The sequence below is a fragment of the Actinoplanes sp. CA-051413 genome (genome assembly GCF_050955795.1).
Classification (GTDB): Bacteria; Actinomycetota; Actinomycetes; order Mycobacteriales; family Micromonosporaceae; genus Actinoplanes.
The window spans coordinates 3290150-3302320 of the sequence record NZ_CP192100.1; the positions used below are offsets into that span (position 1 = coordinate 3290150).

Consider the following 12171-nt stretch of genomic DNA (forward strand, 5'->3'; position numbering starts at 1 on the left):
AAGATGCATTAGTGATAACTACGGGGCTGTCCTACCGTCGGACGCATGCCTGTGGACCTGAATCTGCTCACCGCGCTGGACGCCCTGCTCGAGGAGCGCAGTGTGATGGGCGCGGCGGAGCGGCTGCACCTGTCGTCGCCCGCGGTCAGCCGGACGCTCGGCCGGCTCCGCAAGCTCACCGGCGACGACATCTTGGTGCGCACCGGCCGCTCGATGACGCCGACGCCGTACGCGCTGGCGATCCGCGACGACGTCCGCCAGCTGATCCGCCAGGCTCACGACGTGCTCACGCCGCGTCGCGAAGTGCAGCCGGCGACCCTGGACCGGATCTTCACCATCCAGTGCAACGACGCGCTGGCCACCTCGCTGGCGCCCGTGCTGGTCGCCGGGATCCACGCGCAGGCGCCCCGCGTACGGCTGAGGATCCTGGGCGAGAGCACCGTCGACACCGGCGGCCTGCGGCAGGGCCACGTGGATCTGGAGCTCGGCACCGGCCGCCCGAGCCTGCCCGAGTTCCGGTCCGAGACCCTCGGCCACGACTCCCTGATCGTCGCGATGCGCCCGGACCATCCCTGCGGCAAAAGCCTCGACCTGCCCTCGTACGCGGCAGAGCAGCACGTGCTCGTCTCCCGCCGGGGGCGGCTGACCGACCCGATCGACGACCTGCTCGCCGCCGAGGGCCTGGGCCGCCGGGTCGTCGCCACCGTCGCGAGTCTCACGATGGCCCTGCGCATCGCCGGCCGCAGCGACATGCTGGTCACCACCACCGCGCTGATCAGCCGTCCGGTCGTCGAGAGCTTCGGCCTGATCACCCGCCCGCTGCCGGCGCAGGTGCCGGCGGCCCCGATCAACTGCACCTGGCACCAGCGCAACGACTCGGACGCCGCGCACGCCTGGCTCCGTGACCAGATCCGGGCCGCCCTGGCGGAGATCTGCCGGATGGCGCCCGCTACCGGTGGAGCATCCAGCGCGTGAAGGCGACGTAGTTGGTGGCGAACTCGTCCGGGGTCGCCGAGTTCTCCACCTTGCTGGACAGCTCGTTGACCTGGGCGTAGTGCGGCAGCCGGTCCCGCTCGTACGCGGCGAGCGCGTCCGGGATCTCCGGCGTCGAGGCGAGCAGCCGGGCCAGCACCAGCGGGTCCTGCACGCCCAGCGACGCACCCGCGGTGATGTGCGGAGACAGCGCGTGCGCGGCATCACCGACCAGCGCGACGCGGTGCGAGACCCACTGGGTCAACGGCGGGACGAGCATGATCTGGTTGTGCAGGATCTTGTCGTCGGGACTCGACTCGATCAGGGCCAGCATGGCCGGATTCCAGCCCGTGGTGTCCAGGAACCCGGCCCGGTCCGCGGCCTGTTGCTTCGGCGTGCCCTTCAGCGGATCCGCGTCGAACTGGTTGACCAGCCAGTAGACGGTGCCGTCGGCGGTGGGCACGTACCCGCCGCGGGTGCGCTTCTCGCCCAGCACGATGACGCTCGCCTCGATGGTGACCCCGGGCGGTGGCGGGACGACCGAGCGCCAGGCGTGGTGTCCCTCGTGCTCGATCGCGTCGCTGCCGGGCACCAGCAGGGACCGGACGACCGAGTAGGCGCCGTCCGCGCCGATGAGCAGGTCCGCCTCGGCGGAGGTCCGGTCGTCGAAGTGGGCCGTCACGCCGGCGTCGGTCTCCTCGTAGCCGACGAGGCGCGAGTTCAGGCGGATGTTGTCGTGGCCCACCGCCTCGGCCAGCAACGCGTTGAGCTTGGGGCGGTTCACCAGCAGGTAGCGGTGGTCGTCCGGGGAGAACCCGGGCGGGTCGATGAGCCGGCCGGCCGGGTCCCGGAAGTACATTTCGGCCGGCCGCCCGATGGCCCTGAGCTTCTCGCCCAGCCCGAGCTCGTCGAAGACGGCCAGCGCGTTGGCCCACAACCCGAGCCCGGCGCCCGCGGCGCGGATCTCGGGTGCCTGCTCGTGCACGACGGCGTCGATGCCGGCGGCCCGCAAAGCGATGGCACTGGTGAGCCCGACGATTCCGCCGCCGGCGATCATTGCCCGCATGTGGTCGATCTCTTCTCATCATCTGCTACGACGCGGTGCTTTCCCTTGCTGGCTATGCGGTACAGATCAGGGTTCCCCTCCCAGGGCGCGGTGCGCACAATGGCCCAGCGCCGGATCAGCCAACGCTGCTGCGGCGTCCGAGTCAGGTCCAATTGCCAATAGCCGCGCATGACGCAGAAGTCGACGCCCGGCGTCGGAAGGTGGTGATGGGCGACCATGTGCGCCCGGCAGGTCACGCCCGCACCGGTCGCGTCGACGAGCAGGTCGGAGCTCGCATGGTGGGTGGAGGTGAACCCCTCCAGCACAGTGCGGGCCTTCGTGGTCAGCTCGTCGGCCGTCAGCTCCTCGGCGGGTGCACCGGACTGCCCGGACTGATCGAGCGTCACCCGGTCGGCGAACAATTGTCGGAAGCGTTCCCAGTCCTTGTCGTCCTGGGCGTGGGCCAGAGTGGCAACAACTTCAGCGATCTGCATGTGGTCGAGCGGCGTGATGTTCATCGTGGGCACAACGCTAAGAAATCTCACCAGCAATAGCCAATGCGAAATGGTGAAGCAATGATTTACCGTGACGCAATCAATCAGGTGAGTGCGCGCGCCAACAGAATGAGGCCGATGGCGGTGCCGAAGCTGACGATGAGCGCTTTCAGAAGGCGCGTGGGCAGACGCCGGGCCAGCAGTGCACCCCCGTAGCCGCCGACGACCGTCGCGGGGGCCAGGATCAGCACGACCGGCCAGTCGACCGGGCCGAACAGCGCGAACGTCAGCAGGGTGACGGCGCCGACGGTGGCGGACAGGACGTTCTTGAGGGCGTTGAGGCGGTTCAGCGTCTCGTCGAGCACCAGGGCGAGTGCGGCCACGTACATGACGCCCATCGCGGCGCCGAAGTAGCCGCCGTAGACCGCGCCGACGAAGACGACGACCTGCAGGGTGATCACCTGGCGGCGCGGGCTGAGCGCGCGCGGATGACCGACCAGGCCGCGCAGCCGGTCCTGGAAGAACAGCGCCGCGGCCGCGGCCAGCACCAGGAACGGCACGATGAGCTCGAACGCGCGGGCGGGCGTGGCCAGGAGCAGCGCGCAGCCGGCGGCCGAGCCGGCGACACACGCGGGCAGCACCCACGGGAGCCGGTGCCGCTGCCCGGCCAGGTCGGCCCGGCTGCCCAGCACGCTGGACAGATAGCCGGGAAAGACCGACACGGAGTTCGTGACGTTCGCCTGGACCGCGGGCAGGCCGGTCATGAGCAGGGCCGGGAACGTGATCAGCGAGCCGCCACCGGCCAGTGCGTTCACCCCTCCCGCGAGGACGCCGGCGAGGATCAGCAGGAGGACGCGTTCGAGATCCACGTTGGCTGTCGGCCTTTCACCGGGATGCCGGCCCGCCAGACCGCCGAGATCCGGGACGGGTCCGCGAGCAGGGAGACGTCGCGCAGCGGGTTGCCGTCGACGATCACGACGTCCGCGTCGTAGCCCGGCCGCAGCTGCCCGGAGAGCGGCGCCTGCCGGCCCAGGGTGGCCGGGCCGTTGGCGGTGGCGGCCTCGATCACCTCCAGCGGCTCCATGCCGATCTCGTGGAGCAATCCCGCCTCGCGCCCGTGCCGTCCCCAGGCGGCCGGGGCATCGCCGGTGCTCTGGATGTCCGACCCCATCGCGATCCGCACGCCGGCCCGATGGGCCCGGGCGATGTTCTCCCGGTGCAGCTGGGCGATTCCCCGCAACTTCCGGATCGCGTACGGCGGGAGCAGCTCGCTGTCCAGCAACTCCTGGACGATCGTGAGGGTGGGCACCAGAATCGCCCCGGCCTCCGTCATCGCCGCGCACGCCTCGTCGTCGAGGTAGCTGCCGTGCTCGATGGTCAGCACCCCGGCCTCCAGCGCCGCCATGATCCCCGGCTTGCCGTGGCAGTGCGCCGCGACACTGCGTTCGGCGAGCCCGGCGACCTCCACGACGGTGCGCAGCTCGCGGCCGGTCAGCTCCTGGTGGATCGGATCGTCGATGACGCTGAGCACGCCGCCGGACGCGCACACCTTGATGATCCGGGCGTTGTGGCGGAGCTGCTCGCGTACCGCTTTGGCGCACTCGGCCTCGCCGTCCGCCAGCCGGAAGCCGGCGCCCGCGCGACCACACTCGTGCACCCATGCCGTAGGCAGGGTGTGGATGTCGCCGTGGCCGCCGGTGGCCGACAGCACCGAGCCCGCCGCGTAGATCGCCGGGCCCGGCACGAACCCCTCGGCGACCACCGGAGCCAGGTGCAACCCCATCCCGCCGAGCTCCCGGATGCTCGTGACACCGGCGTCGAGCGCGCGGCGCAGGCTCTGCGCACCCCGGGCGGCGCGGGTCGCGAGATGCTCCTGCACCAGCTGGGCGAAATCGAAGGTGCCCGGCCGGCCACCGTTGAGGTGCGTGTGGCAGTCCCACATTCCCGGCATGACGGTACGGGCCCGGACCGGCTCGGCCGCCTGGGATCCGGCCGGAGCACCGCCGCGCGGGCCCGCGTAAGTGATGACCGGGCCGTCCATGACGACGACACCGTCGGAGACGGGCGCACCACGGCCGGGGATCAGCAGATCCGCCTCGATGCGCTGCACGCTCACGTGGTCCTCGCGATCACCGGCACCGTCAGCCGGCTGGGATGCCGCGGCCCGTGGAAGATGCGATTGACGGCGACCTGGCCGTCGGTCGCGGGGTTGCGGTCGTACCGGGGGAAGTCGCTGCTGGACACCTCGAGCCGGATGCGGTGCCCGGGCCGGAAGACGTTGGAGGTCACGCCCAGCTCGATCGTCGCCTCGACGATCTCGCCCGGCTCCAGCGGCTGCGGCCGGCTCAACGAACCTCGGTACCGCATCCGGCAGATGCCCTCGCACAGGATGATCGCGCGACCGTCGGGGAAGACGTCGACAAGCTTGCCGGTGACGTCGGTGTCGACCGCGGTCGAGGAGACGTGCACGGTGAGGGTGACGTGGCCGGTGACCTCCAGCGGCGCCTCGAGCGATTCGCTGGTGTAGCAGAGGACATCGTCACGACGTTCCACGTCCGCCTGATCGGTGGGGCCGGCGAGTCCGTCGACGCCGAGGGTCGCTCCGCCCACGGTCGGGACCGGGTGGCGCGGATCGTAGGAGAACGAGTCACTGCGGTCCTCGACGGCCGGGGTCCGGTGGAGCCGCCCGTCGCCTTCGGAACTGTTGGCCCGTCCCGCGCTGTGCAGGAAGTAGTCCTCGTACCGGGTGTCGGGCAGGGGCCAGTCGTCCTCGTCGCGCCACTGGTCGAGGCCCATGACGAAGATGCGTACCCGCGCGCCGGTGCCGGTGTCGTCGTGGCCCTTCACCCACCGGTCGAAGAACCGCAGATGCGCCTGGGTGATCGCCGCCGCCTGGACGGACCCGGCGAGCCCGAACGAACGGTCCGGGAAGACTCCGAGGTCGGCACCGTCACCGTGACCCCACGGGCCGATGACCAGCCGCTGTCCTTCCCGGGCCGCCACACTGCCACCGCTGCGGCGCATGGTGGTGTACGAGCGGACGACCTCCCGCGCGAACACGTCGTACCAGCCGGTGAGGTTGAACGCCGGAACGGTGATCGCCGCACTGCGCTCCAACGCGGACCGGGACTGCCAGTACGCGTCGTACTCCGGGTGGGCGAGCATCTCGCCGAGCCAGGGCAGGCCCCGGACGATGGCGCTTTGACGGCCGATCAGCTGGTCGACATCGCCGAGCGCACCCCGGATCTCTGCCGAGGGCCTGTCGCTCTCGCGTGACAGGTTGGCCATCGCCATGCGGGCCGACCAGTTGAGCAACGTGCCCTGCGCCAACGCGCCCTGCGCCGAGTGCCAGGCCCGGTACGGGTCGGCCGAGGTCATCAGGGGAGCGATCGCGCGCAGCATCGGCGGTGCCTGGGTGGCCGCCTGCCACTGCGGGAAGCCCATGTACGAGGCGCCCCACATCCCCACGCGGCCGTCACACCAGACCTGCCCGGCGAGCCAGGCCAGGGTGTCGACGGTGTCGCTCTGATCAAAGCGGTGCGGTTCCAGCAGGCCGGGGGAGTCCCCGGTGCCCCGTACATCCTGGACGACCACCAGGTAGCCGTGGTCGACCAGGACCCGGAGGTCGGGCAGCTTCGGATTGCCCAGGTGGGCGGTCGAGGTCCGACCGTACGGAGTGCGCGTCAGCAGGACCGGCCACGGACCGTTCCCGGCCGGTCGCCACAGATCGGTCGCCAGGGTGACGCCGTCGCGCATCGGCACGGCGACACCGGACTCGATGGACAAACTCATGAGAGCTTGGAGGAGGCGGTCGGCGTCAGCCGTACGGTGACCGCTTCACCGCCCAGAATGTGCCCGAGCCGCGGCCTGATCTCGGATTCGAAAAGCGGATTCTGGTGCACCCGGGCCACGACTTCTTCGCGTTCTTCCGCATCGCGGAACTTGCGGATCCAGACGAAAGCGTCTTCGTCGTCGGTATCGGTGAACGCGCCCACGACCATCATTCCGGCGGCCTCATGCACGGGAATGACCTGCTCGTCCATCCACCGTGCCAGTTCCTTGCCGCGGCCCGGTGCCGCCGTTTCCCGCCGGATCTCGTAGAACACGCCAAGCTCCTTTTCGGCTTCCCGGTTGCCTTGCGGCCAGGCTAAGCCGGGAGCTTGGCGTGAATCCAATGTCCTTTGGTTAATCGGTCGTTTACCGTCGTGCAATTTGCCGGCCGGCGATTGGTCAGGCGACGACGCCGAAGCCTCCGGTCCAGGCGATCTTCTCGCCGGCGGCCAGGGTGAGCTGGAGGAAGCCGATCGCTTCGAGCTCCCGGGCCCGGCTCAGGGCGCCCGCGTCCACGGCGCGCAGGCCACCGGTGGTGATCACTCCCGCCAGCAGGGCCTTGGCGTCCGCGTCGTCGCCGGCGATCAGGACGGTGGTCGGCAGCGAGCCGACAGCCCCCGAGACCAGGGTGGCGGCGAAGTTGGTGTTGAACGCCTTGAGCACCCGGGACTGCGGCAGCGCGCGGGCGATGTCGGCGGCGGCCGAGGAGTCGGCGGCGACGTTCAGCGAGTCGAACGTCTCGAAGTTCAGGGGGTTGGTGATGTCGACGACGACCTTGCCCGCGAGCTGGTCGGCGCGCTCGGCCAGGATGGTCGGCACGGCCCCGTGCGGGACGGCCAGGACGACGATGTCGCCGGTGACCGGCTTGCCGGCGTCGGAGGAGCTGAACACCTCGACGGTGTTGCCGCCCTTGGTGACGAGGCCGGCGATCGCCGAGCCCATGTTGCCGGTGCCGATGATGCTGATGTGCGCCATGACCGTCCCTCTCGTTGAAGCGGATTTACTTGAAGCAACAACTAATACCGTAGGCTGATTGACTTGAAGCTGCAACTACCTGGGGCGAGATGTAACGGGAGACACCCCGCTCCGGCTCACGAGGTCGGCGCGCTGGTGATTGACCGGGTGACCCGGCTGCGCCGGCTGAACGCCGGTCCACGGCGAGATCGAGGCGGACCGGGACGGCACCGCGATGATCGGCAACGACGCGCCGTGCAGCAGCCGGATGGCGGTCCGGCCGAGCAGAAGGTTGAACACTGGTCCGTGCCCGCGGTTCCCGATGACGAGCACGTCGGCCCGCGCGGCACTGACCAGATCGAGGATCTTCCGGGGCACGTTACGGGTGGTGGTCCGGGACGACAGCACGGTGGCGGCGACGCCGTCGTCCCGGAACCGCCGGACCGTGCGGTGCAGCGAATCGAGCACGGCTGCGCTGTCCTCGGCCAGGAAGCCGGACCTGCTGATGGTGACCTCCTGGACGTGGATGATCACCAGCTTGCCGCCGGTGGCCCGGGTGAGGCCCTCCGCGACGGGCAGTGCGTCGGACGCCGACGCGGTACCGTCGGTGGCCCAGGCGATGGTCGTGAACATGGCCCCTCCTCGGGGAGTCGGACCTCCTCGCCGGAACGGGGGAGGAGTTGAGGCGGACCGGGCTACGGCCGTGGCGGTTGCCGGTCGTCGGAGGAGCGGAGGTGGCGGGTCAGCCAGATGCCGCCGCTCACGGCGGCCACGCACACCGCGATGAGCGCCATTCCCCGGCTGCCCATCAGCACGGCGAAGCCCATGACCAGCGCGGCCGCGAGCAACCACCCGCGTGCGGTCATGCCCCGCCATTCCTGGGGGGAGCGCAGCGGGATCCGGCCGAATCGCTGCGTGAACTCTGGATCGTCGGACCGCAGTTCCTGTTCGATCTGCGTCAACCTGCGCTGTTCGGCGTCGTTGAGCATGTCTGTCTCCCTTCGGGTCGGCGACGGTGTCGTCGCATCAATGCACGTCCCAGGGCGCGGGAATCACCAGCACCGGGCACGAGGCGTGCTCGATCAGGCTGCGCGAGGTCGAACCCATCACCAGGCCGCGGAATCCGCCCCGGCCCCGCGTACCGACGACCAGCAGGCCGGCCGCGGTGCGGTACGCGAGGTCGATCAGTGCGGACGCGACTGAATCGCCCGGCACGACCTCGGTGCGGTACTTGACGTCGGGGTAGCGCGTACCGGCCCCGAGCGCACCCGCGTCGCCCGCGGTGGCCCAGAACGCGGAGCTGCTGCCGGCCGGCTGATGGTGGGCCACGATCAGCTCGACGTCGCGGAGCTGCGCCTGCGCGAAGGCGACCTCGGCCGCCCGGTTGGCCCCGGGTGAGCCGTCGGTGCCGAGCACGACCGGCGCGCCTTCCGGCGGACGGTCGCCGCGGACCACCACGACCGGGCAGCGGGCATGGGCTGTGGCCTGGGTGGCCACCGAGCCGACCAGGAGCCCGGCGAACCCGCCCAGGCCGCGATGACCGAGGACGAGCAGCTGGGCATCGCCGGAGGCGTCGACCAGCACCCCGCCGGGAGACCCGTCGATCAGCCGGGTGGTCACCGGCACGAGCGGGTGATCGGCGCGGACCTCGTGCGCGGTCCGCGCCAGGAGATCCAGCATCGCCGCCCGGGGCCCCTGATCATGCTGATCGTAGGGCGCGTGGAACGGCGGCAGGATCACCGGCCAGCCGAACGCGTGCACGATCTGCAGGCCACAGCCGCGCCGCAGCGCTTCCCGGGCGGCGTAGTGAACGGCCGACAGGGCTGCCGTCGAACCGTCGAATCCGACAAGTACCGGCAGCGGTGAAGGGGAACGCATGATGATTCCTTCCTGATCCGTCTCGGGGCCCTCTGCTGACGGGGCTGTGGCCGGCGATCGCAGCCGCCACTTCCACCATGGGCTCGGCCGCGGCTCACCGGCAGGCTCCACGGCGGACAAGTCGGCGACCGTGGACTGCCGGTCGCCGGCAATGTGCTGGTTCGGCTACCGCGTTGATTGCTGGCCGTCAGCAACGGGGAGCGCCCGGATTGGCGGCTCGCTCTCCTGCCCTGTCGCCGGAGTCGCGACAACCATGGTGCTGCGGACCCGTTTCCCATGACTGGAGGCAGAGATGAGACACCTCGACATCGTCGTCGGCATCGACGGCTCGGAGCAGAGCCGGGGCGCGTTGCGGTGGACCGCTGCGGAGGCCCGGCGCAACGACGCTCCACTGAGGATTGTCACTGCCTACGAAGCGCCGGACGTCAGCGCGCAACAGCCCGACGAGATCGCGGCCGCGGCCGTCGCGGAGGCGCGGGCCCTGGCGCCGGGCGTCGAGGTTTCCGGCGCCGCCGTCAGCGGTGACCCGGCCTCGGCCCTGCTGCGAGCCGGCCGCACCGCCGCCATGCTCGTGGTCGGCAACCGGGGTCGCGGAGGCTTCGCCAGCCTGCTGCTCGGCTCGGTCAGCCAGCAGGTGGTCACCCGGGCGACTGTTCCCGTGGTCGTCGTCCGTGGCCGGCGCGAAACCCCGTCCGGCCCGGTCACGGTGGGCGTCGACGGCTCGGTCCCGGCGAACCGCGCTCTGGCGCTGGCGTTCGACCAGGCGCAGCGGCGTGACGGCGAACTGCTCGTGGTGCGCAGCTACCCCATGCCGATGCCGCCGTACGGGATGGCTGTGCCGCCGTTGCCCTACGACCCGGACGCGGTCCGGCGGGACGTGGCCCGTGACCTCGACGCGACCCTGACGCCGTGGCTGGACAGGTACCCCGCAGTGCGGGTGAGGACCCGCATCGAGCCGGGCAGCGCTGCGAAGAACCTGATCGACGTGTCCCGCGAGGCGGGTCTGCTCGTCGTCGGCAGCCGTGGGCACGGCGCGCTGGTCGGCAGTCTGCTCGGCTCGGTCGGCCAGCAACTGCTCCACCACGCCGACTGCCCGGTCATGATCGTCCACCCGGAACAGCGGACCGCCCTGCGCCCGCGCCGGGGCGCCGGCCGGCCGGCCCGGCTGGTTGCCGGGCGTCGGCAGGGAGCGAGGCCGTAGATCGGCCGGTGCCGGCCCTCGCCGGCCGGCCGGCCCGCGGAGACGATGGTGGGTCGGTGCAACCGCAGAGATGAGGTACGACGTGTCTTCCGTGTATCAAGGGCGTGGCTCGCCGGGCGAGGTCGCCGTCATCGGGGCGGGGATGGTGGGCCTGTCCACCGCCTGGTTCCTGCAGGAGGCCGGCGTACAGGTCACGGTGTACGAGCGGCACCAGGTGGGCGCCGGCGCATCCTGGGGCAACGCCGGCTGGCTGACGCCGGCGCTGACCGCACCCCTGCCGGAACCCACAGTGCTGCGCTACGGCCTGCGGGCGGTGCTGAGTCCCCGGTCACCGGTGTATCTGCCGCTCCGGGCCGACCGCGACCTGCTGCGTTTCCTCGCCTCGTTCGTCAGGCACAGCACAGCTCAGCGATGGAAACGTGGGATGGCCGCCTACGTCCCGCTCAACGAGCGTGCGCTGGAGGCGTTCGATGTGCTGGCCGCGGGCGGCGTCACCGCGCCCACGACGAAGGCCGCCGCCTTCCTCGCCTGCTTCGCCCGCGAGCGCGACGCGCGCGGCCTGCTGGCCGAGCTGGAGCAGATCGCCGCCGCCGGTCAGGATGTCGACTACCGACGGGTCTCCGGCCGGCGGGCCCGGGTCATGGAACCGGCGCTGACCGGCCAGGTCGGCGCCGCCGTGGAGATCCGCGGGCAGCGCTATCTGCACCCGCCGGAGTTCGTCCGGTCCCTCGCCGGAGCGGTGCGGGCCCGCGGTGGCCGGATCGTCGAAGACGCCGAGGTGACCGACCTGCGGCACGGGTCCGACGAGGTCGGCGTGGTCTGCCGATCCGGCGAGCAAGCCCGGCACGACGCGGTGGTGGTCGCCACCGGCGCTGTCCTGGGCGCCCTGACCGCGAGCTTCGGGGTGCGGCAGCCGGTCCAGGCCGGTCGCGGCTACAGCTTCAGCGTGCCGGCCGCGCGGATGCCCGCCGGTCCGCTGTACTTCCCGCGGCAGCGGGTCGCCTGTACGCCGCTGAACGGCCGGCTGCGGGTGGCCGGGATGATGGAGTTCCGGCGCCCCGGCGAGGCCCTCGATCCGCGGCGCATCGCTGCCGTCGTGGAGGCCGTACGCCCGTTCCTGGCCGGCGTGGACCTCGACGACCGCCGCGACGAATGGGTGGGTTCCCGCCCGTGCACCGCGGACGGGCTGCCGCTGATCGGCCCGACCGCCGCCCCGCGGGTGTTCGTCGCCGGCGGGCACGGCATGTGGGGCATCGCGCTCGGTCCCGTCACCGGGCAGTTGCTGGCCCAGACCGTGCTCAAGGGCGAGGCGCCGCCCGAGCTGGCGCCGTTCGACCCGCTGCGCTGACCGCCCCGCCGGTGCACCGGCTGTCGAGCCCGGCGCGCACCGGCCGCGGCCCTCCCACGGAGTCTTCGGCCCTTTCTTGTTTTCCCGCTTATTCGAAAGGCATTCCCATGAGCATCGACCACCGGACCGTTGACCACAGTTGGCTCGCCGACCTGCGCGCATCCCTGTCGGCCGACTTCGCCACCCAGACCGCCCGGCTGCGAGAACTGACCGAGATCAACGCCGACACCGGGGACCCCGGCGAGGCCCACAACCGGGCCGAACTGCTGGTCGCCACCCGGCGCACCATCGAGCAGATCACCGGCGCCCTGCACCGCATCGCCGAGGGCACCTACGGCGTCTGCCAGAAGTGTGACCGCACCATCCCCGTGGAACGCCTTGAGGTGCTCCCGCACGCCCGCTTCTGCGTGCCGTGCCAGGAGAGGACCAACGGATGACCTAGGCGGCG

Annotated in this window: 14 protein-coding genes; 4 read left to right on the forward strand and 10 right to left on the reverse strand. The window is 71.2% G+C overall.

What is annotated here, in order from left to right:
* The first annotated feature begins 45 nt into the window (after positions 1 to 45).
* Positions 46 to 975, forward strand: coding sequence for a LysR family transcriptional regulator (locus tag ACQP2Y_RS15585; protein ID WP_433728703.1), 930 nt, complete (start codon positions 46 to 48; stop codon positions 973 to 975).
* Here the strand turns inward: ACQP2Y_RS15585 and ACQP2Y_RS15590 are convergent.
* The 10 genes from ACQP2Y_RS15590 to ACQP2Y_RS15635 all read right to left on the reverse strand — a co-directional run bounded on the left by ACQP2Y_RS15590 (position 950) and on the right by ACQP2Y_RS15635 (position 9174).
* Complete coding sequence (locus ACQP2Y_RS15590; RefSeq protein WP_433728705.1) at positions 950 to 2038, reverse strand: FAD-dependent monooxygenase; 1089 nt, start codon at positions 2036 to 2038, stop codon at positions 950 to 952. The two genes, ACQP2Y_RS15585 and ACQP2Y_RS15590, sit on opposite strands and share 26 nt — an antisense overlap.
* Positions 2026 to 2535: a nuclear transport factor 2 family protein gene (locus tag ACQP2Y_RS15595; RefSeq protein WP_433728707.1), complete on the reverse strand. Its 510-nt coding sequence runs from the start codon at positions 2533 to 2535 to the stop codon at positions 2026 to 2028. The genes ACQP2Y_RS15590 and ACQP2Y_RS15595 overlap by 13 nt, the downstream gene beginning before the upstream one ends.
* Before the next feature lie 80 nt (positions 2536 to 2615).
* The gene (locus tag ACQP2Y_RS15600) at positions 2616 to 3380 is read right to left on the reverse strand and encodes a sulfite exporter TauE/SafE family protein (protein ID WP_433728709.1); all 765 of its coding nucleotides are present in this window, start codon (positions 3378 to 3380) and stop codon (positions 2616 to 2618) included.
* A complete protein-coding gene (locus ACQP2Y_RS15605) occupies positions 3353 to 4552 on the reverse strand; it encodes a metal-dependent hydrolase family protein (RefSeq protein WP_433731959.1) in 1200 nt (399 codons plus the stop codon). Before ACQP2Y_RS15605 ends, ACQP2Y_RS15600 begins: the two co-directional genes overlap by 28 nt.
* Positions 4553 to 4623: 71 nt before the next feature.
* On the reverse strand, positions 4624 to 6303 hold the full coding sequence (locus tag ACQP2Y_RS15610; protein WP_433728711.1) for a CocE/NonD family hydrolase: 1680 nt from the start codon (positions 6301 to 6303) through the stop codon (positions 4624 to 4626).
* Positions 6300 to 6617 (reverse strand): NIPSNAP family protein, encoded by a 318-nt coding sequence (locus ACQP2Y_RS15615; protein ID WP_433728713.1) that lies wholly within the window; start codon positions 6615 to 6617, stop codon positions 6300 to 6302. The genes ACQP2Y_RS15610 and ACQP2Y_RS15615 overlap by 4 nt, the downstream gene beginning before the upstream one ends.
* 124 nt (positions 6618 to 6741) lie before the next feature.
* On the reverse strand, positions 6742 to 7317 hold the full coding sequence (locus ACQP2Y_RS15620) for an NADPH-dependent F420 reductase (protein ID WP_433728715.1): 576 nt from the start codon (positions 7315 to 7317) through the stop codon (positions 6742 to 6744).
* Between the two features lie 75 nt (positions 7318 to 7392).
* The gene (locus ACQP2Y_RS15625; RefSeq protein WP_433728717.1) at positions 7393 to 7929 is read right to left on the reverse strand and encodes a universal stress protein; all 537 of its coding nucleotides are present in this window, start codon (positions 7927 to 7929) and stop codon (positions 7393 to 7395) included.
* Positions 7930 to 7991: 62 nt separating this feature from the next.
* Positions 7992 to 8285 carry a DUF3040 domain-containing protein gene (locus ACQP2Y_RS15630; RefSeq protein WP_433728719.1) on the reverse strand — a complete coding sequence of 98 codons (294 nt, stop codon included), beginning with the start codon at positions 8283 to 8285 and terminating at the stop codon, positions 7992 to 7994.
* A gap of 37 nt (positions 8286 to 8322) precedes the next feature.
* A complete protein-coding gene (locus ACQP2Y_RS15635; RefSeq protein WP_433728721.1) occupies positions 8323 to 9174 on the reverse strand; it encodes a universal stress protein in 852 nt (283 codons plus the stop codon).
* Positions 9175 to 9466: 292 nt separating this feature from the next.
* Between ACQP2Y_RS15635 and ACQP2Y_RS15640 the strand changes: the two genes are divergently transcribed.
* The 3 genes from ACQP2Y_RS15640 to ACQP2Y_RS15650 all read left to right on the forward strand — a co-directional run bounded on the left by ACQP2Y_RS15640 (position 9467) and on the right by ACQP2Y_RS15650 (position 12160).
* Complete coding sequence (locus ACQP2Y_RS15640; RefSeq protein ID WP_433728724.1) at positions 9467 to 10375, forward strand: universal stress protein; 909 nt, start codon at positions 9467 to 9469, stop codon at positions 10373 to 10375.
* A 91-nt stretch (positions 10376 to 10466) separates the two neighbouring features.
* A complete protein-coding gene (locus tag ACQP2Y_RS15645) occupies positions 10467 to 11723 on the forward strand; it encodes an NAD(P)/FAD-dependent oxidoreductase (protein WP_433728726.1) in 1257 nt (418 codons plus the stop codon).
* A 107-nt stretch (positions 11724 to 11830) separates the two neighbouring features.
* Positions 11831 to 12160, forward strand: a complete 330-nt coding sequence (locus ACQP2Y_RS15650; RefSeq protein WP_433728729.1) for a TraR/DksA family transcriptional regulator — start codon at positions 11831 to 11833, stop codon at positions 12158 to 12160.
* Positions 12161 to 12171: the final 11 nt, after the last annotated feature.

What these genes read in the sequence shown, in the direction of transcription:
- ACQP2Y_RS15585 (WP_433728703.1), top strand. Translation starts at nt 46, where the DNA reads ATGCCTGTGGACCTGAATCTGCTCACCGCGCTGGACGCCCTGCTCGAG.
- ACQP2Y_RS15590 (WP_433728705.1), bottom strand. Translation starts at nt 2,038, where the DNA reads ATGCGGGCAATGATCGCCGGCGGCGGAATCGTCGGGCTCACCAGTGCC.
- ACQP2Y_RS15595 (WP_433728707.1), bottom strand. Translation starts at nt 2,535, where the DNA reads ATGAACATCACGCCGCTCGACCACATGCAGATCGCTGAAGTTGTTGCC.
- ACQP2Y_RS15605 (WP_433731959.1), bottom strand. Translation starts at nt 4,552, where the DNA reads ATGGACGGCCCGGTCATCACTTACGCGGGCCCGCGCGGCGGTGCTCCG.
- ACQP2Y_RS15610 (WP_433728711.1), bottom strand. Translation starts at nt 6,303, where the DNA reads ATGAGTTTGTCCATCGAGTCCGGTGTCGCCGTGCCGATGCGCGACGGC.
- ACQP2Y_RS15620 (WP_433728715.1), bottom strand. Translation starts at nt 7,317, where the DNA reads ATGGCGCACATCAGCATCATCGGCACCGGCAACATGGGCTCGGCGATC.
- ACQP2Y_RS15625 (WP_433728717.1), bottom strand. Translation starts at nt 7,929, where the DNA reads ATGTTCACGACCATCGCCTGGGCCACCGACGGTACCGCGTCGGCGTCC.
- ACQP2Y_RS15630 (WP_433728719.1), bottom strand. Translation starts at nt 8,285, where the DNA reads ATGCTCAACGACGCCGAACAGCGCAGGTTGACGCAGATCGAACAGGAA.
- ACQP2Y_RS15635 (WP_433728721.1), bottom strand. Translation starts at nt 9,174, where the DNA reads ATGCGTTCCCCTTCACCGCTGCCGGTACTTGTCGGATTCGACGGTTCG.
- ACQP2Y_RS15640 (WP_433728724.1), top strand. Translation starts at nt 9,467, where the DNA reads ATGAGACACCTCGACATCGTCGTCGGCATCGACGGCTCGGAGCAGAGC.
- ACQP2Y_RS15650 (WP_433728729.1), top strand. Translation starts at nt 11,831, where the DNA reads ATGAGCATCGACCACCGGACCGTTGACCACAGTTGGCTCGCCGACCTG.